At 59.9% G+C, this 18308-nt stretch carries 19 protein-coding genes and 1 pseudogene; 3 read left to right on the forward strand and 17 right to left on the reverse strand.

The features are described 5' to 3' along the window. Positions 1 to 14 precede the first annotated feature (14 nt). The 16 genes and pseudogenes from CKW14_RS06825 to CKW14_RS06900 form a co-directional block, all read right to left on the reverse strand. The gene (locus CKW14_RS06825; protein WP_003229566.1) at positions 15 to 155 is read right to left on the reverse strand and encodes a hypothetical protein; all 141 of its coding nucleotides are present in this window, start codon (positions 153 to 155) and stop codon (positions 15 to 17) included. A gap of 93 nt (positions 156 to 248) precedes the next feature. Next, on the reverse strand, positions 249 to 1769 hold the full coding sequence (locus CKW14_RS06830) for a sigma-54-dependent Fis family transcriptional regulator (protein ID WP_095125041.1): 1521 nt from the start codon (positions 1767 to 1769) through the stop codon (positions 249 to 251). 10 nt (positions 1770 to 1779) lie between these two features. After that, positions 1780 to 4437, reverse strand: coding sequence for a type VI secretion system ATPase TssH (gene tssH, locus CKW14_RS06835; RefSeq protein WP_095049658.1), 2658 nt, complete (start codon positions 4435 to 4437; stop codon positions 1780 to 1782). Between the two features lie 11 nt (positions 4438 to 4448). Next, positions 4449 to 5456 carry a type VI secretion system baseplate subunit TssG gene (gene tssG, locus CKW14_RS06840; RefSeq protein ID WP_095049657.1) on the reverse strand — a complete coding sequence of 336 codons (1008 nt, stop codon included), beginning with the start codon at positions 5454 to 5456 and terminating at the stop codon, positions 4449 to 4451. Then, a complete protein-coding gene (tssF, locus tag CKW14_RS06845; protein ID WP_016985778.1) occupies positions 5420 to 7207 on the reverse strand; it encodes a type VI secretion system baseplate subunit TssF in 1788 nt (595 codons plus the stop codon). Before tssF ends, tssG begins: the two co-directional genes overlap by 37 nt. 27 nt (positions 7208 to 7234) lie before the next feature. Continuing rightward, the gene (locus tag CKW14_RS06850; RefSeq protein WP_095049656.1) at positions 7235 to 7687 is read right to left on the reverse strand and encodes a hypothetical protein; all 453 of its coding nucleotides are present in this window, start codon (positions 7685 to 7687) and stop codon (positions 7235 to 7237) included. Next, positions 7684 to 8043 (reverse strand): hypothetical protein, encoded by a 360-nt coding sequence (locus CKW14_RS06855; RefSeq protein ID WP_007920282.1) that lies wholly within the window; start codon positions 8041 to 8043, stop codon positions 7684 to 7686. Before CKW14_RS06855 ends, CKW14_RS06850 begins: the two co-directional genes overlap by 4 nt. Before the next feature lie 40 nt (positions 8044 to 8083). Further along, on the reverse strand, positions 8084 to 8461 hold the full coding sequence (locus CKW14_RS06860) for a hypothetical protein (RefSeq protein ID WP_095049654.1): 378 nt from the start codon (positions 8459 to 8461) through the stop codon (positions 8084 to 8086). 105 nt (positions 8462 to 8566) lie between these two features. Then, positions 8567 to 8842, reverse strand: a pseudogene (locus CKW14_RS06865) (PAAR domain-containing protein); the annotation flags it as partial. A gap of 11 nt (positions 8843 to 8853) precedes the next feature. Continuing rightward, positions 8854 to 9261, reverse strand: a complete 408-nt coding sequence (gene tssE / locus CKW14_RS06870; RefSeq protein WP_007920274.1) for a type VI secretion system baseplate subunit TssE — start codon at positions 9259 to 9261, stop codon at positions 8854 to 8856. A 9-nt stretch (positions 9262 to 9270) separates the two neighbouring features. Beyond that, on the reverse strand, positions 9271 to 10746 hold the full coding sequence (gene tssC / locus CKW14_RS06875) for a type VI secretion system contractile sheath large subunit (protein ID WP_016772499.1): 1476 nt from the start codon (positions 10744 to 10746) through the stop codon (positions 9271 to 9273). 25 nt (positions 10747 to 10771) lie between these two features. Next, complete coding sequence (gene tssB / locus CKW14_RS06880) at positions 10772 to 11275, reverse strand: type VI secretion system contractile sheath small subunit (RefSeq protein ID WP_003229587.1); 504 nt, start codon at positions 11273 to 11275, stop codon at positions 10772 to 10774. Positions 11276 to 11307: 32 nt separating this feature from the next. Next, on the reverse strand, positions 11308 to 12870 hold the full coding sequence (gene tssA / locus CKW14_RS06885) for a type VI secretion system protein TssA (RefSeq protein WP_095049653.1): 1563 nt from the start codon (positions 12868 to 12870) through the stop codon (positions 11308 to 11310). 639 nt (positions 12871 to 13509) lie between these two features. Next, positions 13510 to 13785 carry an HU family DNA-binding protein gene (locus CKW14_RS06890; RefSeq protein ID WP_003213368.1) on the reverse strand — a complete coding sequence of 92 codons (276 nt, stop codon included), beginning with the start codon at positions 13783 to 13785 and terminating at the stop codon, positions 13510 to 13512. A gap of 190 nt (positions 13786 to 13975) precedes the next feature. After that, positions 13976 to 15124 (reverse strand): NAD(P)/FAD-dependent oxidoreductase, encoded by a 1149-nt coding sequence (locus tag CKW14_RS06895; protein WP_095125042.1) that lies wholly within the window; start codon positions 15122 to 15124, stop codon positions 13976 to 13978. Between the two features lie 20 nt (positions 15125 to 15144). Beyond that, positions 15145 to 15312 (reverse strand): rubredoxin, encoded by a 168-nt coding sequence (locus tag CKW14_RS06900; RefSeq protein ID WP_095125043.1) that lies wholly within the window; start codon positions 15310 to 15312, stop codon positions 15145 to 15147. Positions 15313 to 15513: 201 nt separating this feature from the next. Here CKW14_RS06900 and CKW14_RS06905 point away from each other — a divergent pair, with 201 nt between their 5' ends. Further along, entirely contained in the window at positions 15514 to 16074 is a 561-nt protein-coding gene (locus tag CKW14_RS06905) for a chorismate lyase (protein ID WP_095125044.1), read from the forward strand. Then, the gene (gene ubiA / locus CKW14_RS06910) at positions 16074 to 16964 is read left to right on the forward strand and encodes a 4-hydroxybenzoate octaprenyltransferase (protein ID WP_093429631.1); all 891 of its coding nucleotides are present in this window, start codon (positions 16074 to 16076) and stop codon (positions 16962 to 16964) included. The genes CKW14_RS06905 and ubiA overlap by 1 nt, the downstream gene beginning before the upstream one ends. 112 nt (positions 16965 to 17076) lie before the next feature. Here the strand turns inward: ubiA and CKW14_RS06915 are convergent, their stop codons facing one another. Continuing rightward, positions 17077 to 17460 (reverse strand): hypothetical protein, encoded by a 384-nt coding sequence (locus CKW14_RS06915; RefSeq protein ID WP_095049648.1) that lies wholly within the window; start codon positions 17458 to 17460, stop codon positions 17077 to 17079. A gap of 151 nt (positions 17461 to 17611) precedes the next feature. On the opposite strand from CKW14_RS06915, the gene phoB reads away from it, so the two are divergent. Further along, on the forward strand, positions 17612 to 18301 hold the full coding sequence (gene phoB, locus CKW14_RS06920) for a phosphate regulon transcriptional regulator PhoB (protein WP_007896474.1): 690 nt from the start codon (positions 17612 to 17614) through the stop codon (positions 18299 to 18301). Positions 18302 to 18308: the final 7 nt, after the last annotated feature.

An 18308-nucleotide genomic window follows, 5' to 3' on the forward strand; every position in this document is an offset into this window, starting at 1 on the left:
GATGCTCCTTGCGGTCACTTGCCGCGATTGACCGCTTGCGGATCACCCAACGGGCGATAGTCGTTGTCGTTGAATTTGTAATTGCCGCTACAGCCGCCAAGGCCGCATAGAACGACGAGGGTCAGCAGGACAGCGTGCCAGTGACGAACAGACATCAGAGGGTCTCCAGGTGTAGACAAAGCACAAAGCGCCGACCCTTGCGGGCGGCGCTGAAATTGGTTTTTGTGGGGATTTCGATGAAGTTTTGCCTACCCATCGAAATCTCCCAGATTGATGTTCAAACGGCCGAGCCGATACAGCAGCGTGCGTCGCGGCAAGCCCAGTTCACGGGCGGCGAGGGTCTGGTTGCCGTCGTTTTTGCGCAGGCAATCGAGCAATAACGTGCGTTCGACCTGCTCCAGACGTTCGCGCAAATTCAAGTGGCTGTTGTCTTCCGGCATTGCCTCCATGCGCAGGGAGAAATGCTCGGCGAGCAACTCGCCGCCTTCGCACAACAGCACCGCACGTTCGACCAATGCCTTGAGTTCACGCACGTTGCCGGGGAAGTTGTAGCCGGACAGGTGTTCCAGCGCCGCACTCGACCAGCGCACCGGATCGCGTTGCAAATACGTGCAGGTCTTCTCGGCGAAGTGCTGGGCCAGTTCGAGGATGTCGCCTTCACGCTGACGCAGCGCCGGCAGCTCGATCGGGAATTGCGCGAGGCGGTAGTACAAGTCCTCGCGGAATTTGCCTTCGCTGACCAGCGTCGACAGATCGCGGTGCGTTGCGGCGATGATGCGTACATCGATTTTGTGCGTGTCGTTGGAGCCCAGCGGACGGATCTCGCCTTCCTGCAACACGCGCAAGATCTTCGCCTGCAACGACAACGGCATGTCGCCGATCTCGTCGAGCAACAACGTGCCGCCATTGGCCGCATCGAACAGGCCGGCGCGGTCGCGATCGGCACCGGTGAACGCGCCTTTGCGATAGCCGAACAGCTCGCTTTCCAGCAGATTTTCCGGAACCGCCGCGCAGTTCTGCACGATAAACGCCTGGGAACGGCGCGGGCCGCAATCGTGAATCGCCCGCGCAACGACTTCCTTGCCGGTGCCGGTTTCGCCGCGCAACAACACGGTGTACGGGCTGTGCAGGACTTTGCTGATCAGCGAATGGGTCTGGCGCATCGCCGCGCTTTTACCGATCAAGCCATAGCCACTGATGCTCGGCACGCTGCGCGCCACTGTTGCCGATTCCGCCAGTGGCTGGCGCAGACGTTGCAGCAAATGCAACTGGCCAAGCACGAACGAGCCGAGCTGGCCGAGGGAATCGGCGAAGCCTTGCAGGTTGGTACGACGACGGCTGGCGCACAACAGCAAACCTTCAACAGCTTTGTGCTGATTGACCAGTGGCACGCACAACAGCGACTGCCACGGCGAGGTCGCCGCTGGCAGGAAACTGGTTTCGTGCAGGCTGCCGCTCAAGTCGTCGAGGCACACCACGCGGTTCTGGCACAGGGCGAATTGCAGCAGTTGCTCACCGTTGTAATCCGCCGGCAGGCTCGCCGCTTCACGCGGTTGCAAGGCGCCGTCGAGGTATTCGGCATTCATCCCCAGGCACGTGTGGGTGGCGTCGAGCAGATACAGCTGCGTCAATTCGCAACCGCTCAACTCGGCCAACCCACGCACGAAGTCACCCAGCAACGCAGCACCGTCCGCCGCCCGCGACAGACTGGCGAACTGCGCCAGCAACGCTTCGGCATAGACCAGTGGCTGCGGCACCTGAGTGAACATCACACCCACCTCAGGCGAACTCGCACGTCACGCTGGACTCGCCGTCGAGCGTGGCATGCACACGCTTGAGGCTTTCACCGGTAGCCATGGCATCGAGCAAGCGGTCAGCCACCAGCGGCAGCACGTGCTGATCGAGCAGATGGTCGATCAGACGCGCACCGCTTTCGCTTTGCGTGCAACGCTCGGACAGGTGATCGACGAGGTTCTGGCACCAGCTGAAATCCAGCTGACGACGGTTGAGGCGCTCGCCGAGACGACCGAGTTTGATCTCGATCAGCTCGCGCAATACCGGGCCGCCGACCGGGTAGTACGGCACCACTTTCATCCGCGCCAGCAGCGCCGGTTTGAAGTGTTTGCTGAGTACCGGGCGAATGGTTTCTTCGAGGACTTCAGCGGTCGGGCGTGCGCCGTTTTCGCAGAGGTCGCTGATCTTGTCGCTACCGAGGTTCGAGGTCATCAGGATCAACGTATTGCGGAAGTCGATCTCGCGACCCTCGCCGTCGTTGGCCACGCCTTTGTCGAAGATTTGGTAGAACAGGTTGAGCACGTCCGGGTCAGCCTTTTCGACTTCATCGAGCAACACCACCGAGTACGGTTTCTGGCGTACGGCTTCGGTGAGCATGCCGCCCTCGCCGTAACCGACGTAGCCTGGTGGTGCGCCGATCAGACGGGAGACGGTGTGCTTCTCCTGGAACTCGGACATGTTGATGGTGGTGATGAAACGATCACCGCCGTACAGCAAGTCAGCCAGGGCCAGCGCGGTTTCGGTTTTACCGACGCCGCTCGGGCCGACCAGCAGGAACACACCGACCGGCGCGTCAGGCTTGTTCAGACCGGCAGCGGTGGCGCGCATCGAGCGATCCAGTGCGTGCACGGCCTGTTCCTGACCACGGATGCGCGTGCGCAGGTCAGTGGCGAAACTGGCGACTTTGGCGTTGTGCTCACGGGCCAGTTGCGCCAATGGCACGCCGGTCCAGGCGCTGATCACTTCGGCGACCAGACGCGGGCAGACTTCGAAGCTGACCAGACGCTCTTTGACTTGGGCGGCGGTCAGGGCGCTGTGGGTTTCGTTGAGCTGGGCTTCCAGCGCTTCGACGCTTTGGCCTTCTTCAACCTCAGCGGAGACGGTTTCGATCACGGTGCCTTCGGCGTCTTCTTCAACGGTGACCACTGGCTCGACCGCAGCAGCTTCGCGGGCCTTGGCCAGTTGCTGACGCAGTTCCAGCAGGCGCTCGGCCAGTTGCTTCTGTTCAGTCCACAGGGTTTCCAGCGCGACCATTTCAGTTTCGGCTTCGTCGAGACGCGCTTCCAATGCATCCAGCGCTTCGTGGTCGATCAGCAGACCGGCTTCGGCATCGCGGCGCAGGGCCTGACGCTGGCGGCCACCTTCAGCCAGTTCGCCACGCAGGCGCTCAAGGCTTTCCGGGGCGGCGGCGAGGCTGATGCGTACGCGGGCGCAAGCGGTGTCGAGCACATCGACAGCTTTGTCCGGCAGCTGCCGACCGGCCAGATAACGTGCGGACAATTCAGCCGCCGAAACCACCGCGTCATCGCGCAGGTAAATGCCGTGGCTCTTCTCGTAAACCTGGGCCAGACCACGAAGGATGGTCACCGCTTCACTGACGGTCGGTTCGTGCAGTTGCACCGGTTGGAAACGACGGGCCAGCGCCGGGTCTTTCTCGAAGTATTTCTTGTACTCGGCCCAAGTGGTCGCAGCGATGGTGCGCAGTTCGCCACGGGCCAGTGCCGGTTTCAGCAGGTTGGCCGCATCGGAACCGCCGGCATTGCCGCCCGCGCCGATCAGGGTATGAGCTTCGTCGATAAACAGAATGATCGGTTTCGGCGAGGCTTTGACTTCGTCGATCACGCCTTTAAGACGACGTTCGAACTCACCTTTGACGCTGGCGCCAGCCTGCAGCAGGCCCATGTCCAGCGACAGCAGTTCTACGCCTTTGAGCACTTGCGGCACTTCACCGGCGGCAATGCGCGAAGCCAATCCTTCGACGATGGCGGTCTTGCCGACACCGGCCTCACCGACGACGATCGGGTTGTTCTTGCGGCGACGGGCGAGGATGTCGACCATCTGGCGAATCGCGCCGTCACGGCACAGCACCGGGTCGAGTTTGCCGTCGCGGGCCTGTTGGGTCAGGTTGTGGGTGAAGCGCTGCAGCAGCGATTCGCCCTGCGCCGCTGGTTTGCCGTTGGCCGCCGGTTGCTCCTGTTGCGACAGGGCAAATTCCTTCAGGCGATCAATGTTCAGCTTGGCGAGCAGCGGCTGATAACGGCTGCCGGCGTAGCGCATCGGATTACGCAGCAGCGCGAGGATCAGCGCGGCGTCTTCGACCTGGGTCTGGCCCAGTTCGAGATTGGCCACCAGCAGCGCGTCTTGCAGCCACTGCACCAGTTCCGGGGCGAACACAGGGTTACGCGAAGCGCTGTGTTCGACCCGCGATTGCAGCGCGGCGCTGAGTTCACCGGCGTCGACGTCGGCATCCTGCAGTGCGCGCGACAGCAAACCGTTCGGACGCTCGAGCAGGCCGAGCATCAAGTCTTCGACGAGGATCTTGCTGCCGCCACGGGCCACGCAACGCTCGGCAGAACGTTCCAGATCACGACGGGTTTCGGCGTCCAGCGCCTGGATGAGTTGTTGCAGGTCTACGTTGATCATGGCTCACGTCCTTAATGAATTTTGCTGCCCAGGGTCACCACGCCGTCCGCTTTCTCGCGGCCCAGCCAACTGGTCCAACCGAGGCGACAGGCGTTCTGCTCACCGATGCGCAGTTCGCGGATTTCTTCCTGGCGCAGGACCAGGCGAATGTCGTAATCGAGCGGGTCACGCAGGGTGAACCGCACCAGCGCGCAGAGCGGCTGGTAACCGAAACCGATCGGCAGGAATTCATGGAATCGCTGCCAGTCGAGTTCGGTGATGTGAATGCGGAATTTGCCGCTGCGGTCGCGCACGTGTTCGCCGAGCACCAGGTCTTCACCGAGCATGCTGTTGGCACGACCCAAACGATTGCGCTGCTCTTCGAGAATTTCTACGCGGCGCTCGATGCACTGCTCGATGACCAGGTCTTCGTGCTTGAAGTAGTAACGCAGTACGGCTTCGATCAGCGCCGCCGAGTGCGCCCGCAAGCTGAGCAGGCCGAGGTACGGCAGCAGGCGTTTCCAGTTGAGTTCCTTGGCCTTGCGGATCTCGTCGCCGCCCAGACCGATCAGGGCGAACAGCTGCGAGGAGAACGGGTCAATCGCGCCACTCTGGAAGCTTGCGCGATAGCGGTATTTGCGCCAGATCGGCAGCATCAGCCGTTGCAGGCGATGGTGGAACAGGTCGAGGAAGTTACGTGTCGGGTTGCCGTCCTCGCTGTCGCCCAGGGCTTGTTCGCCATAGAACGCCGGCAGCGGCGAGCCGGAACCGACCAGGCCGATCAGGTTGAAACGCATGCGCGCGCGCATCTGCCCGTGTTCTTCGAAAAACTCGACGCGATCGACGTCGCTGCGCGGAAAGCCCAGGCTCGGGTTGGCCTGGAACTCCACGTGGTCGTACAGATCGTCTTCGCTCAGGTACGGGTGTGCTTCGCGCAGCCGGTCGATCACCAGCAGCACGGCCTGAAACAGCGAGTACTCGCGTATTACCTTGGTCAGCCCGCTTAAAGCAGGGGCTGCAGGCCCATACGTGGTGTCCATTGGTACACCTCTCCCTGTGTGCTTTTTACGCGCAGCTCATGGAATGAATTGAGACTGGCGTAAAGCGCGAAAAACTCGTTAAGAACCGAAGCGAAGACGAACAGGTCGCCTTCGCCGATGTACCCTTCCGGGTCGATGGTCAGTTCGGTGCGCAAACCGCGCACCGGCAACCCACGGTGCAAGCGGTCGACGTGGTGATGCTTGATGTGCTTGAGGCCGCCGAGCAAGCGTTTGCTGACCTTCTCCGCGTGCTGGTCGTAGTAGCGCGGCAAGTCGTAGGTTTCGAGAATCACCTTCAACGCATTGACGTCGGCCAGCGACAGATAGTTAAGCGACATGTTGCTGATCAGCTTCCACAGGAAGTCACGGTTCAGCGGTGGCGCGAAGCTGGAAGTGGCCGGGGTAATGTTGCGGAAGCTCAAGAACTCCGGCGTCTCTTCACTGGCCATGCAGATGTCGCCGAGTTTGAGCTTGCGCGGCAGGTTCTGGTTGGTGCACATCAGCTCGATCGACAGGGTTTCGTGGGCTTCGGTATGGCGAATACCGAAGCTCAGGTAGGTGTCGAGGCCGTCGTGCAGCAAGGACGAACGCTGGCGGATGCTGTAATGCGGACGGCTGTTGGGCACGTCGAAACTCGGGTCGTGCTCGAAGGATTCGAACGGCACGTACTCCTGATAACCGAGGCCGCCGGGCTTCCAGCCGGTCACGGTTTCCACCGAGAACACACCGCAGTTTTCCAGATCGTATTCCGCCGGCAGCAACAGGTATTCATCCTGCTTGCCGTCGAGGCGAATCGGCAGTGCGTCGTGGGCGAACAGGTTGGCAATCGGCGTGCAGAACAGCTTGACGTTATCCAAGGTCGGACGCATGCGCATGATGCCGCTCTTGCGAATATCGAAGCGCAATTCGAGGCCACGCATCTGCTTGAGGGTGTCTTCCGGCAGCGCGTTGATGATGTCCAGGCCGTTGACGTCGACGAACAGGAACTTGTCCTGGAAGGCGAAGTATTCCTGCAGGTAGCGATAGCCGCGGAAGGTGTTCAGCGGATACGGGATCAACGCTTCTTCTTCGGCAAAGCCCACCGGTTTGACCCGATCACCGGGAATCTTGAACGCCATCGGCTTGCCGCTGACGCCATCGATCGGTTTGCCGGCACCGTCGAGCGGGATCAGTTCGATGCCTTCGAGGTTGCGCAGCAGGCTCAGGTAGAGCATCTGGCTGATGTAGCGCTCACCGGCAAAGTGCAAACGCAGCTTGCTCAGTTCCAGCTCACCGAGGTGGCCATCGGCACTCATTTCCAGACGCAGGCTGAGCAGCGAGCCGTCGCCCTTCACCGAGTAATTCAGCGCGGCCAGATCCAGCGGCAACACTTCGGTCGGGTAGCAGGTGCGGAAGCGGCAACGCACGTCTTCGATCGGCTTGCTTTCAATCGGCGTATCACGCTCGACGCGCAACGCCGGCCCGGATCGCTTGAGCGGATCGAACTGCAAAATGCTGAACGCCGGCAGCGGGCGCATGTAGTTCGGCCACAGCAGTTGCATCAGCGAATGGCTGAGTTCCGGCAGCTCGTCATCGAGCTTCTGGCGCAGACGCCCAGTCAGAAACGCAAAGCCTTCGAGCAACCGCTCCACATCCGGATCCCGCCCTGCCTGGCCCAGATACGGCGCCAACGCCGGACTACGCTCGGCGAAACGGCGACCGAGTTGGCGCAGTGCGGTGAGTTCGCTTTGGTAGTAGTGGTTAAATGACACGGGTTACCTGCCTGGTAGTGGAACTCATCAAAAAAATATCCTGTAGAGCGCGACCGTCACGCCGGCACAGACGTAACCGCCAATCAGGAGAAACGGCACAATCGAGATCCAGCCGTACGCCATGTAGGCATCACTGAGCTGACCGACGGCCAGACTGAGCAAGCCATACAGCATCCATGGCACGGCATAGAACGGGATGAACTTCACCGGCGCCCACCAAACCATCCGCAATGCCTGCTGCTCGTTGCGGCTCTGCGCCGATCGGGACATCCATAGCGAAAAACCCAAAAGCCCGGGAATTCCCCACCACAACAGGTACTGCCAATAAATCCCGGACGACTCGGGTGTTGAATACTCGCCATTCCACAGGTCATAGGAACTGATCGCCAACACCGCCAGCAATGGCCACCACAATGCAGCCATGAAGAAGCTCAGTTGCGTGCGACTGAGCATAAGCATCTCGCTTGATGAGTCGGTCATCTGCGAACCTCCACAGCGTGATCCATGCACCATGTGCGGACATCGCGCTTGTCGAAGCCTGCGCACCCATTGTCTTTTGCGATCACGCGATATGAATGTTCAGGGACGTACGCAAAAAAGTAATAGTTGTCCCTGTCCTCACCGTAGAGCCAGTAAGACGAAGAGCCTTGATTGATTTCGTAAGGTTCGAATGTCCAGATGGACGACTGCGCAGGGATAAAATTTTCGCGGTCCATCAGCAACATAAAAGCGTTGGAAAGCGCGTGCGCAGCAAAATAGAGCATGCAGGCGAACGCTCCCACCACGAGTAGCAAGCGCTGCAGCCAAATCATTGCGAAGCGACCTGAGTCGGTCATGCGTCCGTCTCCTGCCCCGGGGTCGCTGGCACATATTTATTCATCGCTGCGCAACTCCCTGTTTTTGCGCCGTGATCGCGACACCCGTATAGACATAGAGCTCTTCACCGCCGTAGCCACCAATTGCCGCAGCGCTGAGTGGATGGCTGTCCCTGGTGCCATATCGAACCCAGCCTTCAGTCCACATCCCTCCACTTTCGTGACGAATTTCCACGTAATAGTCCGGCGCTTCGTGCTTAGTAATCTCGACGAATACCCCCCCATCCTCGGCGCCAATCCACAACGCGTGGGGATGAGCGAACAGCTTTGGTTCGGTCGAGCTTTCCATCCGCAGCAGCAGCGTCAAGCCGACCAAAATCGCCAGCAAACCAACCGAGCTGAGAAAAGCCACAAGACATTGCCAGGCTCTGTGTTTCATTGAGCCGACCCGAACATGTGCTTCATGGACAGAACGCCCCGCTATCGACTATCCATGAACGAACAACGCCACTCAGGTGTTTCTTAGTCATCAGCTCGACCCTGGCGAATTGCCGATAATCACCGTCCCGGAACCTGCCGTGACCTTGTTTCCGTGAATACCAACCGAACCCACGGTCGCGGCCGGTTTGCCATTGATCAAAACCGTGGTCGCCAGATCGCCGACCATCGCACCACCACACGCCGAGGCATCGCCTTGGCGGGCGGCCGCGAGGCCGTCGAAGAACACGTCGCCGGAACCGGCGGCGATCGGGTTGGTACCGTGGCCTGGAAGTGGGCAAGCGGTAGGGTCGGATACGCGTGCTGCTGGTTTGCCAGACATCGGGGATCTCCTTAGGTGACCTTCACTTGTCCGCTGCCATCCAGGCGCGCGGAAAAACTGACCTGACGCTTGAACCCTTCAACTTCCAGCAGGCCTTCGATGCTGAAGGCCAGGCGCAGTTGATCGTGGTCACGCGGCAGGGAAATGACACGCACGTTGCTCAGGCGCGGCTCGTAGGCTTCGATGAAATTCTCGATGGCCAGACGGGCCTGACTCAGGGAGTCGTGCAGGCTCAGACGCATGTCATTGAGATCGGGCAACCCGTAGTCGGCCAGCGTTTGCACGCTGCCGGCCCGGGTGCTGAGCATTTTGGCCAGATGGGCAGCCACTGACGCCATGGCACAAGCCTCAAGGCTGTTGCCCTTGCGTAGTTGCGCGTCGCCGTTAAGGCGTTCGAACAGGCTGCCGTATCCGTCCATGAGTCGCTCTTACTCTTTGTCCAGCTTGCCAACCAGCGACAGGGTGAAATCGGCACCCATGTACTTGAAGTGCGGACGCACGTTCAAGCTCACGCGGTACCAGCCCGGCTCGCCTTCAACGTCGCTGACGATCACTTGCGCAGCGCGCAGCGGACGACGGCCACGCACTTCGGCGCTCGGGTTTTCCTGGTCGGCAACGTACTGACGGATCCACTTGTTCAGTTCCAGCTCGAGGTCGGTACGCTCTTTCCACGAACCGAGTTGCTCGCGCTGCAGCACTTTCAAGTAGTGAGCCAGACGGTTGACGATCATCATGTACGGCAGTTGGGTGCCGAGCTTGTAGTTCAGCTCTGCGGCCTTGCCTTCTGCGCTGATGCCGAAGAACTTCGGCTTCTGTACCGAGCTGGCGGAGAAGAACGCCGCGTTGTCGGAGCCTTTACGCATGGTCAGGGAGATGAAGCCTTCCTCGGCCAGTTCGTATTCACGACGGTCGGAAACCAGAACCTCAGTAGGGATCTTGGTTTCGATTTCGCCCATGCTTTCGAAATGGTGCAACGGCAGGTCTTCAACCGCGCCACCGCTCTGCGGGCCGATGATGTTCGGGCACCAGCGGAATTTGGCGAAGCTGTCGGTCAGCTTGGTGCCGAACGCGTAAGCCGTGTTGCCCCACAGGTAGTGCTCGTGGCTGTTGGCAACGGTTTCCTTGTACACGAACGATTTGACCGGGTTTTCTTCCGGATCGTACGGGTTACGCAGCAGGAAACGCGGCACGGTCAGGCCAACATAACGAGAGTCTTCCGAAGTACGGAAGCTCTGCCATTTGGCGAATTGCGGGCCTTCGAAGTGGTCTTTCAGATCTTTCAGATCCGGCAGGCCGGTGAAGCTTTCCAGGCCGAAGAATTTCGGGCCGGCAGCAGCGATGAACGGCGCGTGGGACATGCACGAAACGCTGGCCACGTACTGCATCAGCTTCACGTCTGGCGAGCTTGGCGACATGTAGTAGTTAGCGATGATCGCGCCCACAGGCTGACCACCGAACTGGCCGTATTCAGCAGTGTAGATGTGCTTGTACAGGCCCGACTGCATGACTTCCGGCGAGTCTTCGAAATCGTCCAGCAGGTCTTCTTTCGAGACGTTGAGGATTTCGATTTTGATGTTTTCGCGGAAGTTGGTGCGGTCGACCAGCAACTGCAGGCCACGCCACGACGACTCCAGAGCCTGGAAGTCCGGGTGGTGCAGGATCTCGTCCATCTGACGGCTGAGCTTGGCATCGATCTCGGCGATCATGCGGTCAACCATGGCCTTCTTGACCGGCTCACCGTTGTTCTGCGGCTTGAGCAGTTCTTCGATGAAGGCCGACACACCGCGCTTGGCGATGTCGTAGGCTTCGTCGTCCGGAGTCAGACGGGTTTCGGCGATGATGCTGTCGAGAATGCTGTATTCGCCGCTGGCGGCGCTCTTCTCTTGTGCTGCGCTAGTGCTCATTGTGTTGGCTTCCTTGGCTGGAGTCTCAGGCGTCCGGGGCTGCGGCGTTCAGGCCCAGCTCACCGAGTACGCGACCGCGGGATTCGTCGTCGGCGAGCACGCCTTCGATCGCTTTACGGAACGCAGGTGCGTTACCCAGCGGGCCTTTGAGGGCCACCAGCGCATCGCGCAGTTCCATCAGTTTTTTCAGCTCAGGCACTTGCTCGACCAGGCTGGCCGGGTTGAAGTCCTTCATCGAATTGACGCGCAGTTGCACAGCCAGCTCGTCGGCCTCGCCATCTTCCTGCAGACGGTTCGGCACGCTCAGCGTCAGACCCAGTTCTTGCTTGGCCAACACTTCGTCGAAGGTCATCTTGTCGATGCTGATCGGCTTGCGATCTTCGATTTTGCGATCGTCCTTGCGGTGGGTGTAGTCACCGATTGCCAGCAGCTTCAGCGGCAGTTCAATCTCTTCCTGAGCACCGCCGGTGGCGGGTTTGAAGGTGACGTTGATGCGTTCCTTGGGGGCTACCGAGCCTTCTTTGGCCATGGCTTTTCTCCTTGCGGTTGTGGCCCTGGGGCCTATTCGAGTACCACTTCGAGGTCGAGGTGGCACAGCCTGCGATAAATCTCTTCCTTGCGTTCACGTACGGCATGGTTCTGCGGCAACAACTCGCAGCAACTGTGCAGCAGGTGCAGCACTTCCAATGCAAGATCGGGCTCCCAGGCGTGCAGGCCTGAGTCCTGTAATGTCTGATCGAGGGTTTCCAGCTGGTTCTTGGCCAGTTCGTATTTCTTGGCCATGAAGCACAGCCGCGCGAGGGCGAACTGCCAGAAGAAGCGTTCGCGCCCGCCATGGGCCGATTGCAAACCTTGCTTGAGCGTCTGCACGGCAGGCTTCAGGCCTTCCTTGCGCAGCAGCGGCAGAACTTCTTCGAGGGCTTTTTCCCAGGCTGGCTGGGTTTCGACGTTTTCGCTTTCGACCTTGCGCGGCGCGCTGGCGCTTTGCAGGTGCGGCATGACATTGGCGGCGATCCACGCCCGGGTGGACGGATCGGCAAACGGCGCGCCGTCATGGAAGCGCAACTCGACAATGCCGGGCAGCCGTTGAATCAAAAGCGCGAAGTGGATTTCCACTTCGCGCATTGCCAACTCGGCGTTGAGGTTCTGGAGACACTCCCAGACCATCCTCTGCCCATCGAACCAGAACGGCGCCTTCGCCAGGCTCGCCTCCAGTTCCACCAGCAGGTCAGCGTATTTGCCTTGATCGAAACGGTCTTGGTAGAGCTTGAGTTTTTCCAGTGGCAGGCCGCGCAACACGGTGATCTGTTCGGCGTTGCGCTCGGGTACTGCGTCGATGGTCATCCACAGCAACGTGCGATTCAGGCGCAGGGCGCGCAGGTCAGTAGCCTTCTGCTTGAGCCACCAGGCGCACAGCGGGCGCGCGCTTTCCTGTTGGGCGCGCAGGGCTTTGTGTGCATCTCGTTCGTTGTCGATCGGTGCGCCGGGGGTGAGCAACTGGCTCGCCGCCTGCTTGACCTGCGCCACCGCCGCACCGACCACACCGGGGGCCGGCTGATTGTCGGCCGCACGCTGGATCATGGTTTTCAGGCGACGGGAGATCGGCAGCAGCAATGGCGAATCATCGCCCAGGTGCTCAGCACACGCCGCTTCAAGGCCGGACAGGTGCTCGGAGAGCTGCCGGAACATCGGCAACTGCTCTTTGATCGCAATGTTTTCGGTGATGACTTGCTCGAGACGCGGTACCAGCCAGCCGATGGCGGCGGCACGAGTACGGGGTTTGAGCGGGTGAACGTCGGCCCAGTTGTTTTCCGACAGATGGTGCAGCAGACCGAGACCGGCCAGCAGCCCGGGGAAGGATTCGCGCTGGTACAGCGACCAGGTTAGCCAGGCGCCGACACGTAAATCCTTGGATTGGGTACGCAGCAGATTTTCGCTGTTTTCGCGAATTTTCAGCCAGTCGATCTGCCCGCTTTCGTGCATCGACGAGGCTTTGGCGAGCTCACTTTCCAAGGCCTCGAATTCGCTCGAAAAACGAACGTCTTCGCCCGCGAAATTCTCTTTGGAAACAGAGACTTTAGCGAGTTCGAGGTAATGGGCGGAAAGTTTGCTTGAGTAGGACATCCATGGCCTTTATTAAGGATTACAGTCAGGCGCCTATTGGAGTTACCGCGGCGCGGGACAGTATCGAAGAGCGGTGAAGCGACTCATCCAATTGAGATGTGCTCTTTCAAGTGGGCGCATCGTAATCACTATGATGGCCACTAGCAAGCATCTGATTAAACAACAAGACGAACTGTTCTTTGTTTGTTGTAGGAGGTTTCCCTATATTTAGTCAGGGAATCCCCGATGCCGTCTTCATATATACGCAGCCGCACGAAACACCTGAAAACCCTGATTTAGAGCGATCGTTCCAATCTGCCGTGATCACCGAAAACCGGGGCCGACGACAATGGCGCGGAGCATGACGGGTTTTGAAAAAAACGGATGTAGGATGATTCCGAAAGATTTCAGTGTTGTTTCAACAATTCACAGCGAGACAACCAACAATGGCAAAAGTGCCATCACTATGATGGCTTTTATATATAGGGTATTGATTTAAGTGTGAGGCAGATCGATCGCCAACCAATGCAATTGGTTACGTGGCTTTATTATTGCTGCAGTGCATAACAAATAGGCAGGCATAAAAAATGGGCACCCGACCGCAATCGGTGTGCCCATTTTTTCAGCGGTTCTCCCCGTTATTCGAGGAGTTCGCCGCAATTAAGGATTTACGCTGTCTTTCAACGATTTGCCTGGCTTGAACGCAACAGTGTTGCTGGCCTTGATTTTAACCGGCTCGCCGGTTTGCGGGTTTTTGCCGGTGCGGGCGCCGCGGTGGCGTTGCAGGAAGGTGCCGAAGCCGACCAGCGTCACGCTGTCCTTGCGGTGCAGAGCGCCGGTGATTTCTTCGAGAACGGCGTTGAGTACGCGGTTGGCCTGTTCTTTGGTCAGATCTGCTTTTTCAGCGATTGCAGCGGCGAGTTCTGGTTTACGCATTAGTGAAGCCCCTTTGACGGTTTTTTGTTGTTATGTCCGTGCTGTTCTCGTTGGAACAGCGCCCAAGGCGCCGCAGGCTCTACTCTGCGGCAGACGGGAGTGAGAATGGCACGCGGATACCGGCGGCGCCAGTCTCCACGCGACCTTTGTAGGGGCAAAAGCGGGGTGATTCCGACAGAACGACCGGTATTTACGCCAGCAGGGCCGGAAGCTGTTTGTTGAGGGCGAGTTTTTCCATCACGGCTGCACCGGTTAGCGCGTAACCGAGCAATTGGCCGTCGGCGCTGTGGCACAGCGCCTTGATGTCGGCGCCCTGGCCTTCGACGGTCCAGACACCTTCGCTGCCCCGTGGTGGCGGCGAAACCACCAGCGGGCACACCGGGGTTTTCACGGTGATCGGCATCGGGCCGTAGCTCACGGCGGTCGGGTTACCCGTCAGGGTTTGCGCCAGCGCGCGCGCGCAACTCATCAGGGGCATCACGTACAGCAGATTCAATCCGTCGACCTCGGCGCAGTCGCCCAGGGCGTAAATATTGGCGTGGGAGGTTTTCAGGTGCCGGTCGACCACGACGCCGCGGTTGACCTGCACGCCGGCAGCCGCCGCCAGATCGATACGCGGGCGCAGGCCGATGGCCGAAACCACTACGTCGCAAGGAATGACCTGGCCGTCGGACAGGTGCGCTTCCAGGCCGTCGGCGACTTTTTGCAGGCGGGTCAGTACCGGGCCGAGGTGGAATTTCGCACCGAGGCTTTCCAGCCCGGCCTGCACCGCCGCCGCAGCGGCCGGGTGCAGCAGCATCGGCATGACTTGTTCACAGGGTGCAACCAGTTGCACTTCGTAGCCGCCAAGTATCAGGTCGTTGGCAAACTCACAGCCGATCAGGCCAGCGCCGAGCAGTAGCACCCGACGCTTGCCCGCCGCAGCGGCGCGGAAACGCGCATAGTCTTCGAGATCATTGATCGGGAACACCAGATCCGCGCCATCGCCTTCGATGGGCACGCGCACTGTTTCTGCGCCCCAAGCGAGAATCAGGTCGCGGTAGGCCACCGCTTCTTCACCGATCCACAGACGCTTGTGGCCGGCATCGATGCCGCTGATGCACGTATGAGTGCGCACCTCGGCCTTCAACTGCTCGGCCATGGCGCCCGGTTCAGCCATGCTCAGGCCGTCGGCGTCCTTGTTCTTGCCGAAACCGGTAGAGAGCATCGGTTTGGAGTAAGAACGGCCGTCATCAGCCGTAATCAACAGCAACGGGGTTTCGCTATCGAGTTTGCGAAACTCGCGGGCCAGGTTGTAGCCCGCAAGGCCAGTGCCAATGATGACGACAGGTGCGCTCATGCCTTATTCCTTGATTGTGCTTAGTTGATTTCGATCATTTCGAAGTCCATTTTGCCGACGCCGCAGTCCGGGCACAGCCAGTCTGCCGGTACATCCTGCCAAGCGGTGCCCGGCGCAATGCCGTCATCCGGCCAACCCTCGGCTTCGTTGTAGATCAGGCCACAGACGATGCATTGCCACTTTTTCATTCAGGTACTTCCTCAGGGTTCAGGCGTGGTGCCGGCGCGGACGGTCGATGGGTGTTGCGCTGCCATCCGGCTCAGGGCGTTTTGTACTGATGGAGCCGGGCAGATGCAAGCCTGTTCGGCGCAACGGCGACCCGGATCAATCAATATCGGCGGCCACCATGTTAAGCTCGCCGCCTCATTTGCGGCCAATAATGACTCATTGTGCAACATTCAAATGCCTGCCCGGCCCCGCTCTGGCTGACTCAAAGCCGACTGACGCCCCTCCCCGATTCGTTGACCCTCGACTGGCTGTTCGACGAAGGCTCCCTCACCCGCCGACTGACCCGGCTGTCCGATGATGGCTTCAGCGTCACGCCGTTGTTCGAAGGCTGGGACACTCTGCGCGCCGACGAATGCGCGGCGCTGGAGTTGGCCGAAGGCAGCGAAGGCTGGGTGCGCGAGGTGTATTTGCGCGGTCACGGCGAGGCTTGGTTGTTTGCCCGCAGCGTCGCTTCGCGCGCCGCCTTGCAAGGCGACGGCTTGCACATGGATGAGCTGGGCAGCCGCTCGCTGGGCGAATTGCTGTTTTGCGATCAGGCCTTCCAGCGTCGCGCCCTCGAAGTTTGTCACTACCCTGAACAATGGTTGCCGCCAGACGTGAAGGCGCCTGAGCTGTGGGGTCGGCGTTCGCGTTTCGACCGTGGCGCTTTGAGCGTACTGGTCGCGGAAATCTTCCTGCCGAGCCTGTGGCGCACCGCTCGCGCCCATCCGGAGAACTGCTGATGTATCAGAGCCTGCTCAAGTCGCTGAACCGCTTGAACCCGCGCGCGTGGGACTTCATTCAGTTGACCCGGATGGACAAGCCGATCGGCATTTATCTGCTGCTGTGGCCAACCCTTTGGGCCCTGTGGATTGCCGGCAAAGGCTCGCCGTCGCTGGCCAACGTGGTGATTTTCGTCCTCGGCGTGGTACTGACCCGCGCCGGCGGTTGCGTGATCAACGACTGGGCCGACCGCAAGGTCGACGGCCACGTCAAACGCACCGCGCAGCGACCGCTGGCCAGCGGCAAGATCAGTTCGAAAGAAGCGCTGGTGTTCTTCGCCCTGTTGATGGGCGTGAGTTTTCTGCTGGTGCTGTGCACCAATGCACCGACGATCTGGCTGTCGCTCGGTGGTCTGGCGTTGGCCTTCACTTATCCGTTCATGAAGCGCTACACCTATTACCCGCAAGTGGTGCTGGGCGCGGCGTTTTCGTGGGGCATGCCGATGGCGTTCACGGCCGAGACCGGTGAACTGCCGGCGGCAGCGTGGCTGCTGTGGATCGCCAACCTGCTGTGGACGGTGGGTTACGACACCTATTACGCGATGACCGATCGCGATGACGATTTGAAGATTGGCGTGAAATCCACGGCGATTCTGTTTGGCGAGGCGGACCGGGTGATCATCCTGAGTTTGCAGGCATTGTCGCTGGGCTGCCTGATGCTGGCGGGATCCAAATTTGAGCTGGGAATCTGGTTCCATCTTGGCTTGCTGGTGGCTGCCGGGTGTTATGCGTGGGAATTCTGGTACACGCGGGATCGCGACCGGATGCGCTGCTTCAAAGCGTTTTTGCACAACCATTGGGCTGGATTGGCGATTTTCGTCGGGATCGTGCTGGATTACGCGTTGCGCTGAACGCAAATCAATGTAGGAGTGAGCCTGCTCGCGATAGCGGTGTATCAGTTAACGAAAATGCCGACTGATACACCGCTATCGCGAGCAGGCTCACTCCTACAAGGGACCGCGTTTATTTGGCTTTGGCGACTTTCCAGGCGCCGTCCATTTTGCCGTCACCGGTCATGTCACCGGCCTTCTTGTCCATCACGAAGGTGTACAGCGGCATGCCTTGATAGGCCCACTGCATTGAGCCGTCGTCGCGCTTGATGACAGTCCAGTCACCCATCGACTTGTCACCCGCCGTCGCCATCAACGGAGGCCAGTTCGTTGCGCATTTGTCGTTGCACATCGACTTGCCGCCCGAGTCCTTGGCGAAGGTGTACAGAGTCATGCCCTTGTGATCGGTGTACATGCCGTCCTTCTCCATCGCAGGATCCGCGGCCAGTACAAATCCAGGCAGAGTCAGGGCAGCAGCCATCAGCATGGCTTTGAAAGAAACAGTCATTTGAGTCATGGAAACCTTCTTTTGTGGTTGTCAGGATTCGGACTTAGAGCTTAGTTGAGGATTTGCACAATCGCCGCCGGACTAAAATACTGTCACACGACTGCAATAATTCCGTTATCTAATGCGGCGCAAGACAGTTAAATGACAAGAGGATTAAGGCATGGTTGGCAGGAGCATTCTGATCGTCGACGACGAAGCGCCCATTCGCGAAATGATCGCCGTTGCGTTGGAAATGGCCGGCTATGACTGCCTCGAGGCAGAGAACTCGCAGCAGGCCCACGCCATCATCGTCGACCGCAAGCCGGACCTGATCCTGCTCGACTGGATGCTGCCCGGCACCTCCGGCATCGAACTGGCCCGTCGTCTCAAGCGTGACGAGCTGACCGGGGACATCCCGATCATCATGCTCACCGCCAAGGGCGAAGAGGACAACAAGATCCAGGGTCTTGAAGTCGGCGCCGACGACTACATCACCAAACCGTTTTCCCCGCGCGAACTGGTCGCCCGCCTCAAAGCCGTGTTGCGCCGCGCCGGCCCGACCGACGGCGAAGCGCCGATCGAAGTCGGCGGCCTGCTGCTCGACCCGATCAGCCACCGCGTGACCATCGACGGCAAACCCGCCGAAATGGGCCCGACCGAATACCGTCTGCTGCAATTCTTCATGACCCACCAGGAACGCGCCTACACCCGTGGCCAGTTGCTGGATCAGGTCTGGGGCGGCAACGTCTATGTTGAAGAGCGCACCGTCGACGTGCACATCCGGCGCCTGCGCAAGGCGCTCGGCGACGCCTACGAAAATCTGGTACAAACCGTGCGCGGCACCGGCTACCGGTTTTCCACCAAGGCCTGATCCGACC

Source organism: Pseudomonas sp. Irchel s3a12, assembly GCF_900187485.1.
In the GTDB taxonomy this organism is placed as follows: domain Bacteria; phylum Pseudomonadota; class Gammaproteobacteria; order Pseudomonadales; family Pseudomonadaceae; genus Aquipseudomonas; species Aquipseudomonas neuropathica.